This is a genomic window from Tersicoccus phoenicis (genome assembly GCF_001968835.1).
GTDB classification, from domain to species: domain Bacteria; phylum Actinomycetota; class Actinomycetes; order Actinomycetales; family Micrococcaceae; genus Tersicoccus; species Tersicoccus phoenicis.
Window position 1 is genome coordinate 1 of record NZ_MRDE01000006.1, and the last position, 23,619, is coordinate 23,619.

Below are 23,619 nucleotides of genomic sequence, written 5' to 3' on the forward strand. Positions count from 1 at the left end.
ATCGCGCGGCCATCATTCACAACCAAATCTACCGCGTTGGCCTTGTACTCGTCAGTGAAGCTACGTCTCGTCGATCCCATAGCCGGTTCCCTTCATTTCTCGGGAACCCGCCCATCAAACCCTGTGTCCACCAGAGTGGGAACGGTCCAAAGTACGCCCCGGTCTTCCCCGTCAACTTCGGCTCCCTGGCCGACGCCCGCGCGTTCGGCGAGACGTTCTTCGGCTACTACAACCACGAGCACCGCCACTCCGGGATCGGACTGCACACCCCGGCCAGCGTCCACTTCGGCACCGCGGGACAAGTCCGCGCCCAGCGGCAGGTCACCCTCGACGCTGCCTACACCGCCCATCCGGAACGCTTCGGCCACCGCCGACCCGCAGCACCCACACTGCCCGCCACAGCCTGGATCAACCAACCCTCACAGGAGGCCCTCATACAGACCGCCTGACGGAAACTGTCTCACCAGACTTGACACCTTCCGGCGTTCCGAGGCCGCGTTCGCGCACCTGTGCGGCGTGGCCCCCATCCCGGCCTCCTCCGGACGCCGGGACCGACACCGTCTCAACCGCGGCGGCGACCGCGCCGCCAACCACGCCCTGCACACCATCGCGCTGTCCCGCATGCGCTGGGACGCGCGCACCCGCGCCTACGTCGGAACGCCGCACCGAGCAAGGCCTCTCGAAGAAGGACATCATGCGCTGCCTCAAACGCCACATCGCCCGCGAGATCTACCGGGCCCTCATCAACGACCTCAGGACCCGAGACACCCACGTCCCGACTTCAACCGCCGACCTCGCGAAAGCGGCTTGACATCCATAGGAGCATCGACGGGCTCGTGACGGCCCCCGCGACGAGCCGGTACGGAGCGCGGCGACACCGCGCGCCTAGACTGGTCGTCGTGAGCATCCCGACGCCGTACGAAGACCTGCTGCGCGATGTGCTCGCGCAGGGCAGCCCGAAGCCGGACCGGACGGGTACCGGCACCCGCAGTGTGTTCGGCCGGCAACTGCGCTTCGACCTGGCCGACTCCTTCCCGCTGGTCACCACCAAGCGGGTGCACTTCAAGTCCGTGGCCCTGGAGCTGTTGTGGTTCCTGCGCGGTGAATCGAACGTCCGTTGGCTGCAGGAGCGCGGCGTGCGGATCTGGAACGAGTGGGCCGACCAGGACGGCGAACTCGGCCCCGTCTACGGGGTGCAGTGGCGCTCCTGGCCGACCCCCGACGGCCGGCACATCGACCAGATCAGCCAGGTCGTCGAGTCCCTGCGCACGAAGCCGGACTCGCGACGGCACATCGTGTCCGCCTGGAACGTGGCCGAGATCGAGAACATGGCGCTGCCCCCGTGTCACGCGTTCTTCCAGTTCTACGTCCAGCCGCAGCCGGACGGCCCGGGCCGGCTCTCCTGCCAGCTCTACCAGCGCAGCGCTGACCTGTTCCTCGGCGTGCCGTTCAACATCGCGTCCTACGCCCTGCTGACCCGGATGGTCGCGCAGCAGACCGACCTGCTGCCGGGTGAGTTCATCTGGACCGGCGGGGACTGCCACATCTACGAGGACCACCTGGAGCAGGTGGCCGAGCAGTTGACCCGGGACCCGTACCCCTACCCCCGGTTGCAGCTGACCCGCCGGCCCGAGAGCATCCTCGACTACGCGTACGAGGATTTCTCGGTCCTCGACTACCAGCACCACCCGACCATCAAGGCGCCGATCGCCGTCTGACGCCGGACCTGGTCCGCCGACCCACCCCGCAACGGACCCACCCCACGGAAGGTACGACCATGACGACGACGCCGGCACCGCCCCTGCACGCCGACTGGGCGGACCTGACCCTGGACGAGGACCCGGACCGCGGCCGGTTCAACCTGCTGATGGGTCCCACGTACCTCGGTTTCCTCGGCTTCACCGAGCGGGAGGACGGGGCGATGGTGCTCCAGCACACCATCATTGCCGAGCAGTACGGGCGGCAGGGGTACGCGCGAGCGCTGGTGACGCTCGTCCTCGACCGGCTGCGGGAGCGCGGTAAGCAGGTTGTGCCCGAGTGCAGCTACGTGCAGGACTATCTGCGCCGCTTCCCGCAGTACGGCGACCTGGTCCGCTCGTGACGGGCCACGGCGCCGACGACGCCGGGCCGGACGCCGTTGCGGTGTCCGCCGCCGCGTCCTCGTCCTCCACCGCACCGAACCGCCCGTCGGTGGGCCTGATCTGGGCGCAGGCGCGCGGTGGTGTGATCGGCAAGGACGGCACGATGCCGTGGCACGTGCCGGAGGACCTCCGGCACTTCACCGCCCGCACCACGGGCCACCCGGTGATCATGGGCCGGACCACCTGGGAGTCCTTCCCGGACCGCTACCGGCCCCTGCCGGACCGCACCAACATCGTCCTGACCCGCAACCCCGACGTGGCCCCGGAGGGCGCCGTCGTCGCCGGCGACCTGACCGCGGCACTCGCGGACGCCGCTCGGGCCCCGGGCGCGGACCTGGTGTGGGTGCTCGGCGGGAACGCCGTGTTCACGGAGGCCGTGCCGCTGGCCGACGTCGCCGTCGTCACCGACCTGGATCTGACCGTCGACGGGGACACCTTCGCCCCGCGACTCGACCCCGCCTGGTCGGTCGACCGGCGCGAACCGGCGGACGGCTCGTGGCTGACATCGGCCGGGGGGACCCGCTACCGCTTCACCTGGTACCGGAGGGACGCAGCGTCCAGCTGAGCGCTCCCGTGACGCAGCGCGCAGACGCCGTCGGACGCGTTTCCCTACACTGGAGGACATGACCTTCCCCGCCGTCACCGCCGCACGCCCCGCTCCCGACACCGCGACCACGACCGTCGGTTTTGTCGGTTGGCGCGGCATGGTCGGTTCGGTCCTGATGCAGCGGATGCGCGAGGAGGGCGACTTCGCCGGCATCGACCCGGTCTTCTTCTCCACCTCCGACGCCGGCGGTCCCGCCCCGGCGTTCGCCGAGGGCGCTCCAGTCCTGCAGGACGCGCGCGACCTGCAGGCGTTGGCGAAGCTGCCGATCATCGTGACCGCCCAGGGCGGGGACTACACCGCCGACGTGCACCCGCGGCTGCGGGCCGCCGGCTGGGACGGGCTGTGGATCGACGCGGCCTCGACGCTGCGTCAGGCGGAGGACTCCGTCATCGTCCTGGACCCGGTGAACCGGTCCGTGATCGACGCCGCGCTCGCCGGCGGGGTGAGGGACTTCATCGGCGGCAACTGCACCGTCTCCTGCATGCTGATGGGCCTGGGCGGCCTGTTCAAGGCCGGCCTGGTCGAGTGGGGCACCGCGATGACCTACCAGGCGGCGTCCGGTGGCGGCGCCCGGCACATGCGGGAGCTGCTCAACCAGTTCGGGGCCCTCCACGGGGCGGTCGCCGATCAACTCGCCGACCCCGCCTCGGCGATCCTCGACGTCGACCGCCGCGTCCTCGCCGCCCAGCAGGATCCGGGCCTGGACTCCTCCCGCTTCGGGGTGCCGTTGGCCGGTTCGCTGATCCCCTGGATCGACGCGGACCTGGGTGACGGGATGTCCCGGGAGGAGTGGAAGGCCGGCGCGGAGACCAACAAGATCCTCGGTTTCGGGCAGAGCGGGCCGGGGGGCGCGCCCGGGCGCAGCGCCATCCCCTTCGACAGCCTGTGCGTGCGGGTCGGCACCCTGCGCTGCCACGCGCAGGCCATCACCCTCAAGCTCACCGAGGACCTGCCGATCGAACAGATCGAACGGATCATCGAGGCGGACAATCCCTGGGCGCACGTGGTGCCCAACACCCAGGAGGACACCGTGCGCGGCCTCACCCCGGTCGCCGTGACCGGCACGATGGACATCCCCGTCGGCCGGATCCGCAAGCTCGCCATGGGCGGCGAGTACATCAGCGCGTTCACCGTCGGTGACCAGTTGCTGTGGGGCGCCGCGGAGCCGCTGCGCCGGATGCTGCAGATCGCGCTCGGCACCCTCTGACGTCACCGTCCGCGGCCCGGACCACCCGAGCGTCGGGGCTGACCGCAGTTCTGTCAGTGGCGGCGTCCATGCTGGCGGGATGGAGTACCGCACCATCGACGACGCGCTGCACGGCTTCGTCGTCTCCTGCCTCGGCGGCCGGAGCCTGCCCGCGGCCCGGCGGATCGTGGCCGTCGACGCTGCGCTGCGCCGCTACCTCGACGACGACGGCGCCGGCGCGCTGCCGCCCGACGAACGCGTGCTCGTGGAGCTCGAACGGGATCTCGGGACCAGCGATCCACTGGCACGGCTGGTGCCGGCGGACCGGCTGCTCGGCCTGCTGCCCGGCTTCATCGCCGCTACCCCGTCCCCGACGGCGGTGCGCCGCGCCCGGCTGACCCAGGTGTGGCGGCTGGTCCAGTGGCTACGCAGCCGCGGCCTGGTCGACGCCGCCGCACACGCCGGGGACATCGCCCGGATCCGGGAGGCGCTGGCCTCCGTCCGCACCTCCCGGTACCACTGACGGGGCCGGCAGTGAGCGGTGCCCGGGACGACAGTGAGCGGGGCCGGGGCCGGGGCCGGGGCCGGGGCCGGGACGACCGTGGCGGAACGGCACGCCCTCCGCTCTAGAGGCTCGTGCCGATCAGCAGCGGCTCGGGGTGCAGGTCGATGCCGAACCGGTCCCGCACGCCGTCGCGCACCGCCCGGGCCACGGCAAGGACGTCGCCCGTGCTCGCCCCGCCCCGGTTGGTCACCGCGAGGGTGTGCTTGGTGGACAGGCCGGCCCGCCCGGCGGCGAGTTCCTCCCCCGCCGTGCCGGGGAGTCCGAAGCCCTTGCCGAAACCGGCCCGGTCGATCAGCCAGGCCGCGCTGAGTTTGACCATCCCGTCGGCGGCCGGGTAGCGCGGCGCGTCATCGGGCAGTGCCGCCGCCTTCTCCGCGCTCACGATCGGGTTGGTGAAGAAGGACCCGGTGCTGAACGTGTCGCGGTCCTCGCGGTCGAGCACCATGCCCTTGCCGGCCCGCAGGCGCAGCACCGCCCGCCGGACGTCGGTGGCGTACGCCTTCGCGCCGACCGCCGCGTCCAGGGTGCGGGCCAGCTCGGCGTAGCGGATCGGCACGCTCATCCGGCCGATCGCGAGCTGGAAGTCGACGGTGAGCACCACGTAGCGGGGCGACCCGTCCACGGTGGTGCGCTTGAGCAGGGAGTCCCGGTAGCCGAAAGCGAGGTCGTGGTTGAAGAGGGTGCGGACGGCGTTCGTCTCCCGGTCCCAGCAGCGCACGCTCGCGATCGTGGCGGAGACGTCCGTGCCGTACGCGCCGACGTTCTGCACGGGGGTCGCACCGGTGGAGCCGGGGATGCCCGAGAGCGCCTCCAGCCCGGAGTAGGCGTGCAGCACGGTGAACTCCACCAGATCGTCCCACGGGTGTCCGGCGGCGACCCGGACGAACACACCGCCGCAGGTGTCCTCGGAGTCCACCCGGTGCCCGGTGCTGGCGATCCGCAGGACCGTGCCGTCGAACCCGGCGTCGTCGATCACGAGGTTCGACCCGCCGCCGACGATCAGCAGTCGCTCCCCGGCCGCATCCGCCTCCCGAACGGTCCCGATGATCTCCTCCTCGGTGCGGGCCGTGACGAGCCGCCGCGCGGGCCCACCGGTGCCCAGGGTAGTCAACTCGGCGAGCCGCGTCCCGGTCACCAGACCTTGACCTGCGCCTGGGACTTGGCGAGCACGCGGGTGCCGTCGAGACTGACCGTCAGGTCGATCCTGGCAATCTGGTTGTCCTCGTCCAGGCTGCCGACGACGCCGCTGACCTGCAACACCGCACCCGGCCCGTCCGCCGCACCGGGCACCGGCACCGGCTTGGTGAACCGCACCTGGTAGTCGACGACGGCGGCGGGGTTGCCGATCCAGTCGACGACCAGCTGCACGGCGGTCCCCATGGTGAACATGCCGTGCGCGATGACGCCGGGCAGCTCGACCGACCGCGCCACGTCCTCGTTCCAGTGGATGGGGTTGAAATCGCCCGAGGCGCCCGCGTACCGGACCAGGTCCGCCCGGGTGATCTCGACGGACCGCTCCCCGATGCTCGTGCCGACCGCCAGGTCGGTCCAGGTCACGCTCACGCGTCGTCCCCCCGCACGATCAGGGTGGAGACCGCCGTGGCGACCCGCTCCCCCTCGACGGTGGCGAGCTCGGCGCGGGTGGTGATCATCGCGCCGGCGGCCGTGGACCGCAGGGTGTCGACGTGCAGCTCGGCGGTGAGCTCGTCGCCGGCCTGGATCGGCTGGTGGTGGGTGAAGCGCTGCTCGGCGTGGACGACGCGGGAGAAGTCGATGCCCGCCTCCTCGTCCCCGACCAGCTGCGCCTCGGCGCGCTGGGAAACGATGATGGCGAACGTCGGCGGGGCGACCACGTCGCGGTAGCCGAGCTCCTGGGCGGCCTCCAGTTCGAAGTGTGCCGGGTGCGTGGCCTTGACCGCGCGGGCGAACTCGCCGATCTTCTCCCGACCGACGGCGTACGGGCGGGTGGCCGGATACACCTTCCCCTGCAGGTCCTGGTTCACTGGCACGTCGCGGTCCTCACGTCAGTCGGTCACGGGCACCATCGAGCATAGTTCAGGGGATCCGCCGGACGAGCGATCGCGGACCCTGCTCGGAACGGCGACGGGCCCCCGGCTGACGCCGGGGGCCCGTCGAAGCAGTAGCGGTGCCGGGGCTCGATCCCGGGACCTCACGATTATGAGTCGTGCGCTCTGACCAACTGAGCTACACCGCCCTTCACGGAGATGCCCGCGCCGCGTCTGCTGACGAACATGCGCGGGCGTGAACCGTGAGAGCCCCGACCGGGAATCGATCCCGGGACCTCCATCTTACCAAGATGGCGCTCTACCACTGAGCTATCGGGGCAACGATCGACTACTTTACCAGCGCAGATGCACCGGACGAAATCGATGTCCGGCCCGGTCGAGCCGGGCCGTCGGGCACGTCATTCCGGGGAAGTAGGGCCTTCAGCCCTTGCGGTTCCAGGCCTTCTCGCGGCCTTTCCAGCCACCGCCGTCGGGGCCGCCGCCGCGTTTGCGGTCGGCACGGTCCTCGCGGCGCCGGAAGCCGTCCGCCTGCGCCGCATGACCGGCGCCGCGTGGTCCGCGCCGCGGCCCGCGGTCCAGCTCCAGCTGGATCAGCTGTCCGCCGATGCGGGTGCGGGAGAGCGCGCGCACGGTCTGGTCGGGCAGTTCCGCCGGCAGCTCCACCAGGGAGTGATCGGAGCGGATGTCGATGCCGCCGATGTCGGAGGAGTCGATGCCGCCTTCGTTGGCGATGGCGCCGACGATCGAACCCGGCATCACCCGCTGTCGGCGTCCGACGGCGATCCGGTAGGTGGCCTTCCCGGCCCCGGGTCCGCGACCGGAGCTACGTCCCCGGTCCTTGCCGCCGCGGGGAGCCTTCGCCGGCAGCGGCGGCGGCTCCTCCATCAGCAGCGGCCGGCCCCCCTGCGCCATCACGGCGAGTGCCGCCGCGACCTCGACCGCGTCGACGTCCTGCTCGCGCACGTACTCCTCGACCAGGTCGCGGAACACGCTCAGGTCCTCGGACTGCCGGGTCCGGGTGATCTGCTCGGCGAACCTGCCGATCCGGGTGCTGTTGACCGCCTCGACCGAGGGCAGCGTCATCTGCTCGACCGGCTGGCGAGTGGCCCGCTCGATCGCGCGCAGCAGGTACTTCTCCCGCGGGGTCATGAACAGGATCGCGTCACCCGCCCGGCCGGCACGACCGGTGCGGCCGATCCGGTGCACGTAGGACTCGGTGTCGTGCGGGATGTCGTAGTTGATCACCAGGCTGATCCGTTCGACGTCCAGGCCTCGGGCGGCGACGTCGGTGGCGACCAGGATGTCGACGGAGCCGGCGCGCAGCGCGTCGACGGTCCGCTCCCGCTGGGTCTGCGGGATGTCGCCGTTGATGGCGGCGGCGGTGAAGCCGCGGGCGGTCAGCTTGTCCGCCAGTTCCTCGGTGGCGAGCTTGGTGCGCACGAAGACGATGACGCCGTCGTACTGCTCCACCTCGAGCAGCCGGGTGATGGCGTCCAGCTTGTGCGGGTTCATCACCTGCACGTACCGCTGGCGGGTGTTGGCGCGGGTGGTGGTCTTCGCCGCGACGGTGATCTCGGCCGGGTCGTCCAAGTACTGGGCGGCGATCTTGCGGATGGCCGGCGGCATGGTGGCCGAGAAGAGGGCGACCTGCTTCTCCGCCGGGGTGGCCCCGAGAATCTTCTCGACGTCCTCCGCGAAACCCATCCGCAGCATCTCGTCGGCTTCGTCCAGGACCACGTACTGCAGTCCGGACAGGTCCAGGGAACCCTTGCTGATGTGGTCGATCACACGACCGGGTGTGCCGACGACGACCTGGGCGCCGCGACGCAGGCCGGCCAGCTGCGGGCCGTACGGGGAGCCGCCGTAGACCGGCAGCACGGTGAAGCCGTCCAGGTGGGCGGCGTAGGTGGAGAACGCCTCCGCGACCTGCAGGGCCAGCTCGCGGGTCGGCGCGAGGACCAGGACCTGCGGGGAGGAGGCGGGCCCGTGGACGTCGGCCAGCTGGGCCAGCGTCGACAGGGCGGGAACCGCGAACGCGGCGGTCTTGCCGGTGCCGGTCTGGGCGAGCCCGACGACGTCGCGGCCCGACAACAGCACGGGGATGGTGGCCGCCTGGATGGGCGAGGGATTCTCGTAGCCGATGTCGGTCAGCGCAGCCAGCACGCGACCGTCGATGCCCAGGTCGGTGAACCTGACCTGATTCTCGTCGGCGCGGCTCTCGTCGGCGTGGTTCGCGTCGGTGTGCGCGGCGTCGATCTGAGCGGCGTCGGGGGTCGTGGCGGTCTCGATCGTGGTGTCCTCGGACATGGTCCTCATTCGTGTGCGCGGGAGATCACCGACCCGTCGCGGGCGGCGTCGTCATCGGTGGTGGCGTTGACCCGGCTTGGGGCTCGGGAGCCAGTGCAGAACCGGCTGCTGCCGGTGCCGATCGGCCTGCGCATGTCCGGGCCACGTCGGGCCGGACGAACGGACATATCCGCGATCGTGCCGGATCGCAGAACGGAACGGCACACGGGGACACGAGAAACGGGCGAACCGCCACGGGAAACATGTCCAGTCTACAGGACGTGCTCGCCTCGCGGCCGTGAGATGGCTCTCCCCCGCAAGCTCACCGACTCACGAAGACGTGTCCACGGCGGTCGCCGGATCGCGGCCGCAGCGAGGTCCGGCCCGGTGGTGCACCGGTCGTGCCCGTCCGTCGTCCGCTGACCGCCGGTCCGCGGTCGTATGCTGCCCGAGTGCACTCACCTCGGCAGGACCGCCCGTGACTGCCGGCCGGGTCCTGACCGGGTCGGTGGTGCTGGCCGCCGTCCTCCTGCTGGTGACCGGGGCGCTCCCGATCCGCGCCGCCCTGCAACTGGCCGACCGCACCATTCCCGTGCTCGTGTTCGTGGCCGCCATGACGGTGGTGACGGAACTGCTCGAGGCGGCCGGTCTGTTCCAGCGGGTGGCCCACGGTGTCGCCCGGCTCGCTCGCGGCCGCACGCTCGTCCTGTGGGGCCTGGCCGCAGCGCTCTGTGTCGTGACGACGGCCCTGTTCTCTCTCGACACCACCGCCGTGCTGCTCACCCCGGTGCTGGTGGTGGTGGCTCGCGCGTCCGGATTGCCGGTGCGGCCGTTCGCGCTGCTGTGCATCATGCTGGCGAACACGGCATCTCTCTTCCTGCCCGTCTCCAATCTGACCAACCTGCTGGCGCAGCACCGGCTCGCGTGGTCTCCCTCGGCCTTCTTCCTCGCCGCCGGCCTGCCGGCGGTGGTGGCCTGCGTGGTGCCCGTCGCGGTGCTGACCGTCCTGCACCGGCGGCAGCTGGTCGGGCGTTATCGCCCGCCCACGCTCCGACCCCTGGCCGATCCGGTGCTGCTGCGGATCAGCCAGGTCACGGTGACGGTCCTGATGGTGGCCCTGGTCAGCGGCATACCGGTGTGGATTCCTGCCGTCGTGGCCGCGGCCGTGCTGCTGGTGGCCACCTCACGCCGGACCCGGATGATCCCGTCCCCACGACTGGTGCCCTGGCGGATCCTGCTGTTCACCGGTGCGTTGTTCGTCGCGGTGGAGACGGTGCGCGCCCGTGGCCTGGACGCCGCGCTGCAGGCGGCGGCTGCGGGCGGGCGGGACACCGGATCGCTGGCGATGCTCGCCGGGGTCGGCGCGGTCTCCGCGAACGTGGCGAACAATCTCCCGGCGTACCTGCTGCTCGAACCGGCCGCCGGCACGGACCCCGCCCGGCTGCTCGCCCTCCTCATCGGCGTGAACGTCGGCCCGCTGGTCACCCCGTGGGCCTCCCTCGCCACGATGCTGTGGCACCGACGGCTCTCGACCCTCGGCGAGCCGGTGGGCTGGGCCCGGTTCGCGGTCGTCGGAGCGCTGATCGCGGTGCTCACGGTGGCCGCCAGCACGGCCGCGCTGGTACTCGTGCGCCCGGCCTGACGCCGACCGCGTGCGCGGTCCTGTCGGTCGCCGGTGACACAATCGGAGGCATGGTCCTGGCACTTCCCACTACCCCCGGCGCCGCACCGACGCCGGACGCGGGCAACACCGGAGACCGCCTCATCACGGACCGTCTCCGCACGACCGGCCCGGACGCCGCCGCCGTCTTCCGCCTGCCCGGCGGCTACGACCTGCGGTCCAGTCTGAGCATCCTCCAGCACGGGATCCAGGATCCGAGCATGCAGTTCGATCCCGGACGCGCAGCGGGCTGCTGGATGGCCTTCACCACCGACGACGGGCCGGTGTCGCTGCGGCTCGACGCGCGCCGCCGGATCAGCGGGGAAGGGAACGACAGCGGCCCGGACGAGGGCCTGGTGCAGGTGCGAGCCTACGGTCCCGGTGCGGCGGACGCCCTGGCGGCGGTCCCCGGCCTGCTCGGGCTGCACGACGACTGGACCGGCCTGGACGATGCCGACCTGACCGATCGTCTGCCACGGTTCATCCTCCGGGCCCGCCGGTCCCACCGCGACGTCCGCCTGCCGGCCGCGGGCCGGGTCCTCGACTTCGCCGTCATCGCCGTCCTGGGACAGAAGATCACCGGTCTGGAAGCGAAGCGGGCCTGGCACTACCTGGTGTCACGGTTCGGCACCCCCGCGCCCGGGCCGGCACCGGCGGGACTGACCGTCCCCCCGACCGGCGAGCAGTGGCGCCGGGTTCCGTCGTGGCACTGGCACCGCGCCGGTGTCGATCACAGCCGGTCCACGACCATCCTGCGCCTGGCCCAGCGCGCGAGTGCCCTACGGCGGCTGGCTGCCCTGCCCTGCGGTGACGACCTCACGTCCCGGCTGATGTCCGTGCCCGGCATCGGGCCCTGGACCGCGGCGGAGACCACACAGCGAACGCACGGCGACCCGGATGCGATCAGCGTCGGGGACTTCCACCTGGCCAAGGACGTCGGCTGGGCCTTCACCGGTGAGGCCGTCGACGACGCCGGCATGGTCCGCATCCTCGAGCCCTGGGCGGGGCACCGGCAGCGCGTGGTCCGCTTGATGTATCTGTCCGGGTTCCGGCGTCCCCGATTCGCGCCACGGCTCGCACCGGCAGACCACCGCTTCCACTGAGCCCGCCTCCACCGATCGGTCGGGCCGAAGCCCGCCATGCTGGGGGCGCCGACGCCGAGTCGGGCGAGGTCCGGGGACGGCGAACGGCCCGGACGCGGGTTGCGTGCGGGCCGTTCTCGTGCGGAGACGACGGAGTGAGTCAGGCGAGCGGGCCGAGGTTATCCGGGTCCTCCGAGGTGCCGGTCCGCTGTGCGGTGCCGGACGCCGACGGGTCGGCCTGCTGCGCCTGCTGCTGAGCCTGTGCCTGCTGCTGGGCGACGGCGGCGTGGACCTCGTTCATGTCCAGGCCCTTGACGGCCGCGATCAGCTGGTCCAGGGAGTTCTTGTCCAGCGCGCCGGCCTCGTTGAAGACCATGACCTTCTCCCGGAACGCCATCAGGGTCGGGATCGAGGTGATCCCGGCTCCCGCGGCCAACTGCTGCTCCGCCTCGGTGTCGACCTTGCCGAAGACGATGTCCTCGTTCTCGGCGGAGGCGGCGTCGAAGACGGGGGCGAACTGCCGGCACGGGCCGCACCAGTCGGCCCAGAAGTCCAGCAGCACGATGTCGTTGCCCTCGATGGTCTCGGCGAGCGTGTCATTGGTGACGGTGACGGTAGCCATGGGTTTCACGCTAGCCGCCGTGGCCCGGTGCGACCAAGGATGTTCGCTGACCGGAAACCGCTCACACGTGCTCCGGTTCGTGGCCGTTCAGCAGCCGGCGACCGCCGAGGACCACCGCCGCACTGACCAGCACCAGGACGCCGGCGCTGAGGAAAGGAACGCGCGGCCCGAACTGCTCGGCGAGTGTGGTGGCCACGAACGGAGCGAGCGCACCGCCCAGCCAACGAACCCCGTTGTACGCGGCCGAGGCGACGGGCCGCGGGGAGTCGGAGACCTCCATGGCCAGCTCGGTGAAGAGCGTGTTGTTCACCCCGAGCAGCGCACCGGAGAGGATGGTGAGCACCACGACAGCGGGGACGACACCGACGGCGAACACGGCCAGCAGCCCGAGCGCGACGGCCAGACCGACGAGCGACCCGACCAACACGGTGCTCGTCCCGAACCGGTTCTGCAGCACGGGTGCGAGGAACACCGAGCACACCGCGAGCAGCACGCCCCAGCCGAAGAACACCGCCCCGATGCCGTAGGCGGTCATCCCCAGGATGAAGGGGACGTACGCCAGCACCGTGAAGAAGCCGAAGTTGTAGAAGAACGCGGCGATGGCCGTGGTCCGCAGCCCGCCGTGACCGAGGGCGATCAGCGGGTCGCGCAGCCGGGTCCTGGTGTCGGGCGCGGGAAGCTTCGGCAGCAGCACGACCAGCGCGATGAACGCCGCGGCCATCAGGACCGCCGTCCCGAAGAACGGAGCCCGCCACTGCCAGCCGCCCAACAGCGCACCGACCAGCGGCCCGAGGGAGATGCCGAGACCGAGCGCGGCCTCGTAGAGCACGATCGCGACGCCGGACCCGCCGCTGGCCACGCCGACGATGACGGCGAGCGCGGTCGCGACGAAAAGGGCGTTGCCCAGCCCCCAGCCGGCGCGGAAGCCGACGAGCTGAGCGACGCCATTGCTCAATCCGGAGAGGGAGGCGAAGACGACGATGAGCGCCAGCCCGATGAGCAGCGTCTTCTTGCCACCGATCCGGGAGGAGATGACGCCGGTGATGAGCATCGCCAGCGCCGTGATCAGGAAGTAGCTGGTGAACAGCAGCGACACCTCGGCCTGACTGGCTCGGAGGTTGGTCGCGATCGCCGGCAGGATCGGGTCGACCAGGCCGATCCCCATGAAGGCGAACACGGACGCCAGCGCCGTCGCCCACAGCGTCTTGGGCTGGTGCAGCAGGCTGGTGGTCTCGCGCTCCAGGGTGGCGACCGTGTCCCCGGCTCCGTGCTGGTCGTGGCCCAGGCTACCGGGGACCGGGACTTGTGCCTGCGGGTACTGGTCGACGTCGTGGACGCTCACGTGTCCGCGCTCCTCTCGCTGGTTCATCGGACCCGGCGCACCGTGCGCCGGCCGGGGAATCAGCGGGAGTCGTCCTGCAGGGCGACGAGGCGCTCCAGGACGGGGACCGCGCGTCGCAGGGCCTGCCGTTCGTCGGCGTCGAGCTGGGCCAGACGTCGCGCCAGGTAGGAGTTGCGGCGTGCGTTCACCCCGCCGAGCGTCTGCCGACCGTGCGCGGTCAACCGGACGAGCACCGCCCGGGCATCGTACGGGTCCGGGAATCGCTGCACGAGTCCGGCCTTCTCGAGCCGGTTGACCAGGTCGGTGGCGCTGGGCACTCGGATCCCGGAACGGGCGGCGATGCCGCTGATCCGCAGTGGCGATTCCGCCAGCATGTTCAGCAGACCGACCTGCGCCGTGGACCAATCACCGTCGGCGTCGAGCCCGCGCATCAGATAGACCGCGTGTCGTAGTCCCTGCCGCAGATCGTCAGCCAGTGCCAGCTGATCGGCATCCTCGTGGTCGGCGTCCGGGCATCCGCGCGCGGAACCTCTCGGCTCCCCTGATTCCACCATTGTTTAGCCTACCTAACTATCTGGGTGAGGGCAACGCGCGGGCGGGTGATTCCGGATACACGACGACCCCCGATCGTGTCGATCGGGGGTCGTGGACGCTGGTGGCAGGTGAGGGATTCGAACCCCCGTAGGCAATGCCAGCTGATTTACAGTCAGCCCCCTTTGGCCGCTCGGGTAACCTGCCCCGCCCACCGTGGTGGGCCGCTTCCCGGGGAAGCACTAGCACCATACTAGGCGGAGCCACCTTTGGCCGAATCGGCAGGGCCGGAAGCGGTGCTCAGGCCCGTGACGTCCCGAGGCGAGCGAGTTGCCGCTCGAACCGGTCGGCCTGTTCCTGCGTCACCTGCCCGAACCGGACGGCCCGGCTGAGGTCCTCGTGCACGCCGGTGCCGGTGGGAATCTGTCGTACCGGCCGCCCGTCCCGATCGTCGGGGTCGGGGTCGGGCGAGAGCAGTTCGTCGTTCATCATCACTCCATCGTGTTGATCGCGCGTGAACAGGCTATGAATCGCGGCTTGGGGAGATCTGGGAATCCAGGCACGAACCGGTAACGACGGCACTACGCTGGACTGCGGACCAGCCCCCCGATCCCAGGAGTACCTCATGGCTTCCGAGTCCTCGTTCGACGTCGTCAGCAAGGTGGACAGGCAGGAGGTCGCCAACGCGCTGAACCAGGCGCAGAAGGAGATCGCCCAGCGGTACGACTTCAAGGGCGTCGGCGCGAGCGTGGACTTCTCCGGGGAGTCGGTGCTGATGAAGGCCAACTCGGAGGAGCGGGTCAAGGCGGTGCTGGACGTGTTCCAGTCCAAGCTGGTCAAGCGCGGGATCTCCTTGAAATCCCTGGACGCCGGGGACCCGTTCGCCTCCGGCAAGGAGTACCGGATCGAGGCCTCGATCAAGGAGGGCATCGCCCAGGACGCGGCGAAGAAGATCACCAAGCTGATCCGCGACGACGGGCCCAAGGGCACGAAGGCGCAGATCCAGGGTGACGAGCTGCGGGTCAGTTCCAAGTCCCGTGACGACCTGCAGGCCGTGATCACCCTGCTCAAGGGCGCCGACCTCGACGTCGACCTCCAGTTCGTCAATTACCGCTGACGGCGGCGCTGTCCGGCGCGAAGGCGACCCCCTCGCCGAGCACCCGCAGCCGCAACTCGGTGCCGGGGCGTGCGATCGAGGCGTTCCAGTGCCGGATGCTGATCGTCTCCCCACCGGCCTGCCCGGCGGACCCGGTGCCCGGGCCCGGCAGGAGCCGGATCCGCACCGTGGCGTCCGGCCCGAAGTAGTCGACGTCGACGACGACCCCGTGGATCGGACCGTCGGGCGCGATCCGCACCTGCTCGGGCCGCAACATCACCTGCACCGACCCCTGCCGAGCGGGCCGGCGGATCGGGATGTCGCCGAGCGCGCAGGAGGCCAGGGAGCCCTGCAACCAGGCGTCCAGGACGATGGCCTCGCCGAGGAACTCCGCGGTCTCCCGGTCGGCCGGTCGGGTGTAGACCACGAACGGGCTGCCCACCTGGGCCAGCTCGCCGCGGCGGATCACGGCCACCTGATCGGCGAAGGACAACGCCTCGGCCTGATCGTGCGTGACCAGGACGCTGGTGACGCCGGCCTGGGCGAGGGTGCGCCCCACGGCCTTGCGGGTCGCCACCCGCAGCCCGGCGTCGAGGGCGGAGAACGGCTCGTCGAGCAGCATCAACTGCGGCTCCCGGGCCAGGGCGCGGGCCAGGGCCACGCGCTGCTGCTGACCGCCGGAGAGCTCATGCGGACGGCGGCCGACGTACTCCGGCCCCATCGACACCATCTCGAGCAGCTCGCGCACGCGCGCCCGCGCGGCGGATCCACGCCGCTCGGGCAGGCCGAACGCCAGGTTCTGGCCCACCGTCAGGTGGGGGAACAGCGCGCCGTCCTGCGCGACGTAGCCGACGTTGCGGCGGTGGGCGGCCAGCATGCCGTCGGGGCCGGCCACCTGCCGGTCACCGATCGTGACCGTGCCGGCGTCGGGACGCTCGAACCCGGCGATGATCCGCAGCAGCGTGGTCTTGCCGCTGCCGCTGGCTCCCACGACGGCGGTGGACCGTCCCCGGTGGACCGCCAGGTCGATGCCGCGCAGCACCTCGGTGGCACCGAAGGACTTGTGGATCCCCTGCAGCCGCAGGTAGTCGTCGTGGTCCAGGTCGGCGGGAACGCTCATAGTCCGAGGGCTTTCTGCGATTGGCGGTAGAGCAGGTAGGTCATGGGTAAGGAGATGACGATCATGGCCAGCGCGTACGGGGCCGCGGCGGCGTAGTCCAGCTCGGCGCTCAGCGACCAGAACCGGGTGGCCAGCGTGCGGGTGCCGGTGGGGGCGAGCAGCAGCGTGGCGGTCAGTTCGTTGACGACGCCGAGGAAGGTCAGTGCTCCGGCGGCGGCAGCGGCCGGAGCGGTCAGCCGCAGGGTGACCCGGACGAACGTGCGCACCGGTCCCCCGCCCAGGGCGGCCGCGGCCTCCTCCAACTGGTGCGGGACCTGCGCGATGCCGGCCCGCAGGTTGACCAGGGCGCGGGGCAGCAGCAGCAGCACGTAGGCGGCGATCACGACCGGCAGGGTCTGGTACAGCGGGTAGAACCAGTGCACGGTGACCGTGATGAACGCCAGGCCCACCACGATGGCGGGCATCGAACTGGCGACGTAGTCGACGCTCTCGAGCAAAGCGCTGAACCGGCCCGGGAACCGGACGGTGAGCCATGCGACCGGATACGCGAGCACCGTCGTCGCCAACGCGCCGAGGACGCCGAATCCGATCGACTGGCCCAGCGCTGCGGACAGTTCCGGAAGGTCCCAAGCGGCGACGCCGCCGGCGAACAGCCACCGGCCGATGCTGTACAGCGGCACGCCGAGCGCGAGGATCAGCAGCGCGACGACGAATGCCGTCGACGGGACCGTCCAGCCGCGCAACCGGGAGATGCCGGGACCGCCGGAGGAACCGGAGCCGACCTTCGCGTACCGTGCGTTGCCCCGCGCGGATGCCTCGATCACCAGCAACACCAGGCACAGGCCGACCAGCACGGCGGCGAGCATGTTGGCCGCGCTGCTGTTGAAGGTGGACTTGTACTGATCCATGATCGCCGTGGTGAAGGTGTCGAACCGGATCATCGAGAACGCACCGAACTCGGCCAGCAGGTGCAGCGCCACGACCAGGGAGCCGCCCAGCACCGCGATCCGCAGTTGCGGCAGGACCACGCGCAGGAACACCCGCCACGGCCCCTGACCCAGGGATGCGGCGGACTGTTCGAGCGCCGGATCCAGCCGGCGCAGCATGGCCGCGGCCGGGATGTAGACGAGCGGGAAGTAGGAGAGCACGGAGATCAGCACCCCACCGGTGAGCCCCGCCAGGCGCGGCATCGTACTGATCCAGGCGTAGCTGTTGACGAAAGCCGGGATCGCGAGCGGCGCGGCGAGCAGCAGCGACCAGACCCGCGCGCCGGGCAGGTCGGTGCGTTCCACCAGCCACGCGGCGGTGACACCGAGCACCACGCACAGCGGCACGGTCAGGGCCACCAGGGCCACCGTGTTGGTCAGCAGCAGCCCGACCCGCGGTCGGAGGACCAGCCCCGCAGCGGTCTGCGGGTCGGTCGTCACCGTGCTCACCGCCACGAACCCCAGGGGGATCAGGGTCGCCGCCGCGACCGCGGCCGCGGCGACGACGACGAGCAGCGGCGGCCGTGCGACGGACCGGGGTGAACGACCGGCCCGCCGCGTCCGGCATCCCGGGCGCGGGGTCCTGTTCGCGGGGCCGTTCAGCGGGACGACGCCCTCCGCCGGCGGAGGTGCCGGCACCCCACGACCGTGTCCCGCAGCGGGGACGCCCGGTGCCGGCGTCCGCCCGGGGGCGGGGCCGGCACCGGTGGCCTGATGACTGCTCAGAGCAGACCGGCCTTCGTCATCAGGTTCACGACCTCACTGCCGTTGAGCTCACTGAGCTTCACATCCGGGTACTGCAGCTGGTCCAGGGGAACCAGACCCTTCCGGGCGGGTACACCGGGGTTCACGGTGTACTCGTTCGCGTTGTCCTGCAGCACCTTCTGCCCGTCCGGGCCGGTGAGGTACTCGAGGAACTTCTGGGCGTTCGCCTGCTTCGTGCTCGACCGGAGCACACCGCCGCCGGACACCGAGACGAAGGCTCCCGGATCCTGGTTCTTGAAATAGCCCAGGGCTACCTTGTTGCTGTTCTCGCCGGTCTTCGCCTGGTCGTTGAAGAAGTAGTAGTGGAAGATGACGCCGCCGTCGATCTCCCCGGTGTTGACGGCCTTCATCACCGCGCTGTTGCTCTTGTACGCCTTCGCACCCGACTGCAGGGCGCTCAGCCATGCGCTGGTCGCGTCCTTGCCCTTCAGCTGCAGCATGGCCGAGACGATGGCCTGGAAGTCGGCGCCCGACGGCGCGGCACCCCACCGGCCCTTCCAGCGCTGGTCCTGCAGATCCATCAAGGACTTCGGCAATCGGCCCGGGGTCAGCTTGTCCTTGTTGTAGACGAAGACGGTGGACCGGGCGGCGATGCCGGTCCAGGTGTTCGACGCGGGCCGGAACTGGGCCGGCACGTTGTCGCGAACCGCGGAGGACGTGTCAGCGAACAGTCCGGCGTTCTCCACCTGGCTCATGGCCGGCGAGTTCTCGGTGAGGAACACGTCGGCGGGCGAGTTCGCGCCCTCCTGGATGATCTGGTTGCTCAGCTCGGTGTCCGACCCGTTGCGCAGCACGACCTTGACGCCGGTGCGTCGGGTGAAATCGTCCGCCCACTGCTGGCCCAGGGTCTCGTGCTGCGCGTTGTACACAGTGATGCCGTCCCCGGCGGCCGCGGGCGAGTTCCCGGCCGCCCCGGTGTTCACCGGCCCGGAGCCGCAGGCACTCAGGGCGAGGGAGGCGCCGACCAGCAGCGCCACCGCTGCGGTGCGGGGAGTGAATCTCATCGTGGACCTTCCGTTCGGGGGATGAGCGCCGATTGCGCGCAGCGGGTAAGGGTTGCCTCACCACAGGGACACCGTAGACGAACGGACGACGATTAGCCAACATAAATGTTCGCTAATGAATGAGCGGGCCCGGTGGACGCCGTCGACCGTTACGGTGGCGCGTCCCGGCACCGTAACGTTGGACGCAGCCACCTTCGCACCGAACCGGCACGGGAGCAGCCATGAGCCTCATGCGGACCAAATCGATCGAGCAGTCGATCCGGGACTCCGACGAGCCCGGGCACGACCTCAAGCGGTCGCTCAACGCCTGGGACCTGGCCATCATGGGCGTGGCCGTCGCGGTGGGCGCGGGAATCTTCTCGGTCGGCGCGAACGCCGCAGCCAACTACGCCGGTCCGGCGGTCACCCTCTCCTTCGTGCTCGCCGCTGTCACCTGCGGACTGGCGATCATGTGCTACGCCGAGTTCGCGTCCACCATCCCGGTCGCGGGCAGCGCCTACACCTACACCTACGCGACGCTCGGCGAGCTGCTGGCCTGGATCATCGGCTGGGACCTGATCCTGGAGCTGCTGGCCGCAGGGGCGGTGATCGCCAAGTACTGGGGGGTATACCTCTCCAACGTGTTCAGCCTGTTCCAGGTCGACGTGCCGACCACCCTGCGCCTCGGGCCGGTGGCGTTCGACTGGGGCCCGTTCGTCATCGTCGCCGTCTTCACGGTGCTGCTGATCCTGGGCACCAGGCTCTCGACGATGGTCAACAACGTGTTCACCATCATCAAGGTCGGCATCGTCGTCTTCGTCATCGTCGTCGGCTTCACCTTCGTCAAGGCGGAGAACTTCACGCCGTTCGTCCCGCCCGCGCAGACACCGGCCGGTGGCGGCAGCGTGCTGACCCAGTCGCTCCTCTCGTTCCTCACCGGGTCCGCGCCGGCCCAGTACGGGATCTTCGGCATCTTCTCGGGTGCGGCCCTGGTGTTCTTCGCCTTCATCGGGTTCGACGTCGTCGCGACCTCGGCGGAGGAGGTCAAGAACCCGCAGAAGAACCTTCCCCGCGGCATCTTCGGCGGCCTGATCCTGGTCAGCGTGCTGTACATCCTCACCACCCTGGCGCTCACCGGCATGTCCTCCTACCAGGACCTGGCGAAGGCTGAGAACCCGTCGCTGGCGACGGCGTTCGTCCAGGTCGGTGCGCCGTGGGCCGCCCAGGTGATCTCCGTGGGCATCCTGATCGGCCTGACCACGGTGATCATGGTGCTGCTGATGGGTCTGGCGCGCGTGCTGCTCGCCCTCAGTCGCGACGGGCTGCTGCCCCGTTGGCTCTCCGCGACCTCCGCCAGGCACAAGACACCCGTGCGGCTACAGCTGATCTGCGGCGCCGCGGTGGCGCTGATCGCGGCGTTGACCGACGTGGCCTGGCTCGAGGAGATGATCAACATCGGCACGCTCTCGGCGTTCGTGCTGGTCAGCATCGGCGTGGTGGTGCTGCGGCGCAAGCGCCCGGACCTGCCGCGCGGCTACCGGGTGCCGCTCTCCCCCGGGTTGCCGATCCTCTCGGCCGTGCTGTGCTTCTACTTGATGCTCAACCTGGCCGTCGAGTCCTGGCTCCGGTTCGTCGTCTGGTTGGTGATCGGCTTCGTCATCTACTTCGCCTACGGCCGCCGGCACGCCCGGGTGGGCCTGATGAACGACCCGGTGCGCACGCGCCTGGCCGACACCGGGCGCTGACCGGTCAGCGACGGCCGGCCATCCGCTCGAGCCGCTCCACCCGGGCGTCCATCGGCGGGTGCGAGGCGAAGAGGGCGGCGACGCCGCCACCCCGGCGGAAGGGGTTGGCGATCATCAGGTGCGAGGTGTTGACCAGTTTCTGATCCTGCGGCAGCGGGGCACGCTGGGTGCCCCGCTGCAGCTTGCGCAGCGCCGAGGCGAGAGCGAGTGGGTCGTTCGTCAGGGTCGAGCCGTCCTCGTCCGCGTCGAACTCCCGCGTGCGGCTGATCGCGGACTGCACCACCATCGCCGCGATCGGGGCGAGCAGCGAGGTGGCCAGGACCGCGAGAATGTTGCCGCCGTTACGGTCCCGTCCACCGCCGAAGAAGAGCGCGAACTGTGCGAGGGACGTGATCACCCCGGCGACGGCGGCGGCCACCGACGACGTCAGGATGTCCCGGTTGTACACGTGCATCAACTCGTGGCCGAGCACTCCGCGCAGCTCCCGCTCGTCCAGCAACGAGAGGATGCCCTCGGTGCAGCACACGGCCGCGTGCTGCGGATCCCGGCCGGTGGCGAACGCGTTGGGCGCCGCGGTCGGCGACACGTACAGCCGGGGCACCGGCTGGTTCGCGCGGGCGGACAGTTCCCGCACGATGCGGTACATTCCCGGCTGCTGCGCCTCGGTGACCGGGTACGCCTGCATCGAACGCAGCGCGATCTTGTCACTGTTCCAGTACCCGTACGCCGTCGTGCCGAGCCCGATCAGCAGGAACAGCCAGAGGAAAGCGCTGTTCCTGGTACCGACCGCCAGGGCGGCGCCCACCAGGAGCAGCAGCCCCATCATGCCGCCGAGCAGCAGGGTCGTCTTCAGGCCATTGTGATGTCGGTGCACGGTCCGTCCTGGGTCGGTGGTGGTCAACGAGGGTCTCATGGGGAACAACGCCCGGCAAGCGGGCCGTGTTCCGATTCGAAGGCGACTCCGGGGCAGCGTCCAGGCTGGCTCCACGCGGGAACGTTCTGCCCGCCGCGACTCACGGCGTCGGGTGCCGCGCGTCGTACTGGCGGAAACCGGGCTGGGTCCAGGCCATCACGGCGGTCAGTGCCACGCACAGGATGCCGCCCAGGAGCAGGACGGCGCCCTCGGGGAACACCGTCGTCGTGCCCCCGGCCACCGCGTCACCGATCCGGGGACCGCCGGCCACCACGACGACGAAGACGCCGGAGAGCCGGCCGCGCAGGTGATCCGGTGCCGCGCTCTGCAGCATGGTGGACCGGAACACGGAGCTGATCGAGTCCGCCACCCCGGCCGCGGTGCAGGCCAGCAGCGCGGGCACCACCCACACCGAGACGCTGCCCGGACGATCGCGGCCCGCGGCCAGCACCGTCAGCCCCAGCGCGCCGATGCACAGGCCCCAGGCGACGACGGACCAGAGCACGGCGAGCCCCTGCCGGCGGACCGCTCCGAGCGGACCGGAGAAGAGGCCCGCGAGGAAGGATCCCAGGGCGATGGCGGCCAGCAGGGCACCGGCCGTCGCCTCTCCTCCCCCGAGGGACAACGCCGCGATGGCCGGAATGAGCGCGCGTGGTGCCGCGGTGATCATGGCGATCAGGTCGACGACGAAGGTGCCGCGCACGTTGGGCCGGGTGGCCAGGAACGCGAAGCCCTCCAGCACCGAACGCAGTCCCGGCGACCCCGTCGCCCCCGTCGGGGTGAGCGAGGGCAGCGTCGCCAGTCCCCACCAGGCGAACGCGAACGAGAGCACGTCGAGCGTGTAGGTCCAGCCGTACCCGACGCTGGCCACCAGGAAGCCGCCGACCACGGGGCCGACCATGGCCGCCATCGTGAAAGTGATCATGCTCAGCGCGTTGGCGGCCGGGAGCAGGTCCGTGCCCACCAGCTGCGGGACGATCGCACTGCGCGTGGGCTGATTGACGGCGGTGCCCGCACTGTTGAGCGCGACCAGCAGGTAGAGCACCCAGAGGTTCTCCGCACCGACCCAGGCCTGGATCGCCATCCCGGCACTGGAGGCCCACATGATGCCGGCCGAGAGGAGCGCGACCCGGCGCCGGTCGTGCACATCGGCGATCGAGCCGCCGTACAGGCCGAACACCACGAGCGGCACGAGGGCGAAGACGCCGAGGATGCCGACGTACAGGCTCTGCCCGGTGATGGCGAAGACCTGGAGGCTGACCGCGACGAGCGCGATGTTGCTGCCCATCGCGGAGAGGGACATCCCCGTCCACATCCGCCGGTAGGCCGGGCTGCGGCGCAACGGGGTGAGGTCGGCGAGGAGGCGGGGCACCGGATCAGGGTACGGGGAACCGGCGGATGACGTCGCAGGTCGCGACGCCATCCGCGTCGCTTTTGTGAATAGTTCAGAAGAAGTGGTTCACTGGGGGTGATGGAGACGACAGCAGGGCCGCACGCCGAACCGGACTGGCCGACGCAGTTGCGGGCGCACGCGCTGCGAGTCACGCGGCCCCGCACCCAGGTGCTGGGAGCGGTCCGGGAGCATCCGCACGCCAGTGCGGACGAGGTGCACCGGGCGGTGCGCGTCGGGTTGCCGGAGATCAGCCTGCAGTCGGTCTACGTCGTCCTCGCGGATCTCGAACGGCACGGTCTGATCCGACGGATCGACGTCCCCGCGTCGCCGGCCCGGTACGAGACTCGGACCGGCGACAACCATCATCACGCGCAGTGCGTTCGATGCCACCGCATCGTCGACGTCGACTGCGTCGTCGGGTCCGCCCCCTGCCTGGCGCCGGGCAGCGCGACCGGCATGACCGTACTTTCCGCCGATGTCCTGTTCCGGGTCATCTGTGCGGACTGCCGGGAGAACGGCCCGGACAGCACCACCCGAGCACCGTTGCACGTATCGACCAAGGAGTGAGC

General features: G+C 70.6%; 24 protein-coding genes, 3 tRNA genes and 1 pseudogene. 12 read left to right on the forward strand and 16 right to left on the reverse strand.

What is annotated here, in order from left to right; genetic code table 11:
• The 7 genes and pseudogenes from BKD30_RS16975 to BKD30_RS00705 all read left to right on the forward strand — a co-directional run.
• Positions 1-449 (forward strand): integrase core domain-containing protein (locus tag BKD30_RS16975; protein WP_218189231.1); only part of this gene is annotated, 449 nt, incomplete at its 5' end.
• Between the two features lie 34 nt (positions 450-483).
• A pseudogene (locus tag BKD30_RS00680) lies at positions 484-811 on the forward strand (transposase); the annotation flags it as partial.
• An 88-nt stretch (positions 812-899) separates the two neighbouring features.
• The gene (locus BKD30_RS00685) at positions 900-1,718 is read left to right on the forward strand and encodes a thymidylate synthase (RefSeq protein WP_076700645.1); all 819 of its coding nucleotides are present in this window, start codon (positions 900-902) and stop codon (positions 1,716-1,718) included.
• 59 nt (positions 1,719-1,777) lie between these two features.
• Positions 1,778-2,101: a GNAT family N-acetyltransferase gene (locus BKD30_RS00690; RefSeq protein ID WP_076700647.1), complete on the forward strand. Its 324-nt coding sequence runs from the start codon at positions 1,778-1,780 to the stop codon at positions 2,099-2,101.
• A gap of 41 nt (positions 2,102-2,142) precedes the next feature.
• Entirely contained in the window at positions 2,143-2,706 is a 564-nt protein-coding gene (locus tag BKD30_RS00695; RefSeq protein WP_076700879.1) for a dihydrofolate reductase, read from the forward strand.
• A 58-nt stretch (positions 2,707-2,764) separates the two neighbouring features.
• Positions 2,765-3,955 carry an aspartate-semialdehyde dehydrogenase gene (gene asd, locus BKD30_RS00700; RefSeq protein ID WP_076700650.1) on the forward strand — a complete coding sequence of 397 codons (1,191 nt, stop codon included), beginning with the start codon at positions 2,765-2,767 and terminating at the stop codon, positions 3,953-3,955.
• Between the two features lie 79 nt (positions 3,956-4,034).
• Entirely contained in the window at positions 4,035-4,457 is a 423-nt protein-coding gene (locus BKD30_RS00705; protein WP_076700652.1) for a hypothetical protein, read from the forward strand.
• A gap of 103 nt (positions 4,458-4,560) precedes the next feature.
• On the opposite strand, the gene BKD30_RS00710 is transcribed toward BKD30_RS00705, so the two are convergent.
• The 6 genes from BKD30_RS00710 to BKD30_RS00735 form a co-directional block, all read right to left on the reverse strand.
• Complete coding sequence (locus BKD30_RS00710) at positions 4,561-5,634, reverse strand: UDP-N-acetylmuramate dehydrogenase (protein WP_076700655.1); 1,074 nt, start codon at positions 5,632-5,634, stop codon at positions 4,561-4,563.
• Positions 5,631-6,062 (reverse strand): MaoC/PaaZ C-terminal domain-containing protein, encoded by a 432-nt coding sequence (locus BKD30_RS00715; protein ID WP_076700660.1) that lies wholly within the window; start codon positions 6,060-6,062, stop codon positions 5,631-5,633. Before BKD30_RS00715 ends, BKD30_RS00710 begins: the two co-directional genes overlap by 4 nt.
• Positions 6,059-6,508, reverse strand: a complete 450-nt coding sequence (locus BKD30_RS00720) for an FAS1-like dehydratase domain-containing protein (RefSeq protein ID WP_076700663.1) — start codon at positions 6,506-6,508, stop codon at positions 6,059-6,061. The genes BKD30_RS00715 and BKD30_RS00720 overlap by 4 nt, the downstream gene beginning before the upstream one ends.
• A 132-nt stretch (positions 6,509-6,640) precedes the next feature.
• Positions 6,641-6,714 (reverse strand) — tRNA-Met (locus tag BKD30_RS00725).
• Positions 6,715-6,773: 59 nt separating this feature from the next.
• Positions 6,774-6,845, reverse strand: a tRNA-Thr gene (locus BKD30_RS00730).
• 101 nt (positions 6,846-6,946) lie between these two features.
• Entirely contained in the window at positions 6,947-8,833 is a 1,887-nt protein-coding gene (locus BKD30_RS00735; RefSeq protein ID WP_076700666.1) for a DEAD/DEAH box helicase, read from the reverse strand.
• A gap of 457 nt (positions 8,834-9,290) precedes the next feature.
• On the opposite strand from BKD30_RS00735, the gene BKD30_RS00740 reads away from it, so the two are divergent.
• Together BKD30_RS00740 and BKD30_RS00745 are read left to right on the forward strand one after the other, a co-directional pair.
• The gene (locus tag BKD30_RS00740; protein WP_173892984.1) at positions 9,291-10,454 is read left to right on the forward strand and encodes an SLC13 family permease; all 1,164 of its coding nucleotides are present in this window, start codon (positions 9,291-9,293) and stop codon (positions 10,452-10,454) included.
• Positions 10,455-10,504: 50 nt separating this feature from the next.
• Positions 10,505-11,575 carry a DNA-3-methyladenine glycosylase family protein gene (locus tag BKD30_RS00745; RefSeq protein ID WP_235861221.1) on the forward strand — a complete coding sequence of 357 codons (1,071 nt, stop codon included), beginning with the start codon at positions 10,505-10,507 and terminating at the stop codon, positions 11,573-11,575.
• Positions 11,576-11,714: 139 nt separating this feature from the next.
• Here the strand turns inward: BKD30_RS00745 and trxA are convergent, their stop codons facing one another.
• From trxA to BKD30_RS00770, 5 genes are all read right to left on the reverse strand, one after another.
• A complete protein-coding gene (trxA, locus tag BKD30_RS00750; protein ID WP_076700668.1) occupies positions 11,715-12,176 on the reverse strand; it encodes a thioredoxin in 462 nt (153 codons plus the stop codon).
• Between the two features lie 61 nt (positions 12,177-12,237).
• Positions 12,238-13,461 (reverse strand): MFS transporter, encoded by a 1,224-nt coding sequence (locus BKD30_RS00755; protein ID WP_076700886.1) that lies wholly within the window; start codon positions 13,459-13,461, stop codon positions 12,238-12,240.
• Between the two features lie 116 nt (positions 13,462-13,577).
• On the reverse strand, positions 13,578-14,072 hold the full coding sequence (locus tag BKD30_RS00760; protein WP_083955876.1) for a MarR family winged helix-turn-helix transcriptional regulator: 495 nt from the start codon (positions 14,070-14,072) through the stop codon (positions 13,578-13,580).
• 99 nt (positions 14,073-14,171) lie between these two features.
• Positions 14,172-14,256 (reverse strand) — tRNA-Tyr (locus tag BKD30_RS00765).
• A gap of 93 nt (positions 14,257-14,349) precedes the next feature.
• Positions 14,350-14,541, reverse strand: coding sequence for a hypothetical protein (locus tag BKD30_RS00770; RefSeq protein WP_076700671.1), 192 nt, complete (start codon positions 14,539-14,541; stop codon positions 14,350-14,352).
• Between the two features lie 133 nt (positions 14,542-14,674).
• On the opposite strand from BKD30_RS00770, the gene BKD30_RS00775 reads away from it, so the two are divergent.
• Positions 14,675-15,166, forward strand: a complete 492-nt coding sequence (locus tag BKD30_RS00775) for a YajQ family cyclic di-GMP-binding protein (RefSeq protein WP_076700674.1) — start codon at positions 14,675-14,677, stop codon at positions 15,164-15,166.
• On the opposite strand, the gene BKD30_RS00780 is transcribed toward BKD30_RS00775, so the two are convergent.
• The 3 genes from BKD30_RS00780 to BKD30_RS00790 form a co-directional block, all read right to left on the reverse strand.
• A complete protein-coding gene (locus BKD30_RS00780; protein WP_076700678.1) occupies positions 15,153-16,265 on the reverse strand; it encodes an ABC transporter ATP-binding protein in 1,113 nt (370 codons plus the stop codon). The genes BKD30_RS00775 and BKD30_RS00780 overlap by 14 nt on opposite strands.
• A complete protein-coding gene (locus tag BKD30_RS00785) occupies positions 16,262-17,890 on the reverse strand; it encodes an ABC transporter permease (protein WP_408033343.1) in 1,629 nt (542 codons plus the stop codon). Before BKD30_RS00785 ends, BKD30_RS00780 begins: the two co-directional genes overlap by 4 nt.
• Before the next feature lie 83 nt (positions 17,891-17,973).
• Positions 17,974-19,020 (reverse strand): iron ABC transporter substrate-binding protein, encoded by a 1,047-nt coding sequence (locus tag BKD30_RS00790; RefSeq protein WP_076700680.1) that lies wholly within the window; start codon positions 19,018-19,020, stop codon positions 17,974-17,976.
• Positions 19,021-19,241: 221 nt separating this feature from the next.
• On the opposite strand from BKD30_RS00790, the gene BKD30_RS00795 reads away from it, so the two are divergent.
• A complete protein-coding gene (locus BKD30_RS00795) occupies positions 19,242-20,744 on the forward strand; it encodes an APC family permease (RefSeq protein WP_076700683.1) in 1,503 nt (500 codons plus the stop codon).
• 4 nt (positions 20,745-20,748) lie between these two features.
• Here BKD30_RS00795 and htpX read toward each other — a convergent pair whose 3' ends face one another.
• Together htpX and BKD30_RS00805 are read right to left on the reverse strand one after the other, a co-directional pair.
• Complete coding sequence (gene htpX / locus BKD30_RS00800; RefSeq protein ID WP_076700687.1) at positions 20,749-21,618, reverse strand: zinc metalloprotease HtpX; 870 nt, start codon at positions 21,616-21,618, stop codon at positions 20,749-20,751.
• 139 nt (positions 21,619-21,757) lie between these two features.
• A complete protein-coding gene (locus tag BKD30_RS00805) occupies positions 21,758-23,029 on the reverse strand; it encodes an MFS transporter (RefSeq protein WP_076700691.1) in 1,272 nt (423 codons plus the stop codon).
• A 99-nt stretch (positions 23,030-23,128) separates the two neighbouring features.
• Between BKD30_RS00805 and BKD30_RS00810 the strand changes: the two genes are divergently transcribed.
• The gene (locus tag BKD30_RS00810; RefSeq protein WP_076700695.1) at positions 23,129-23,617 is read left to right on the forward strand and encodes a Fur family transcriptional regulator; all 489 of its coding nucleotides are present in this window, start codon (positions 23,129-23,131) and stop codon (positions 23,615-23,617) included.
• Positions 23,618-23,619: the final 2 nt, after the last annotated feature.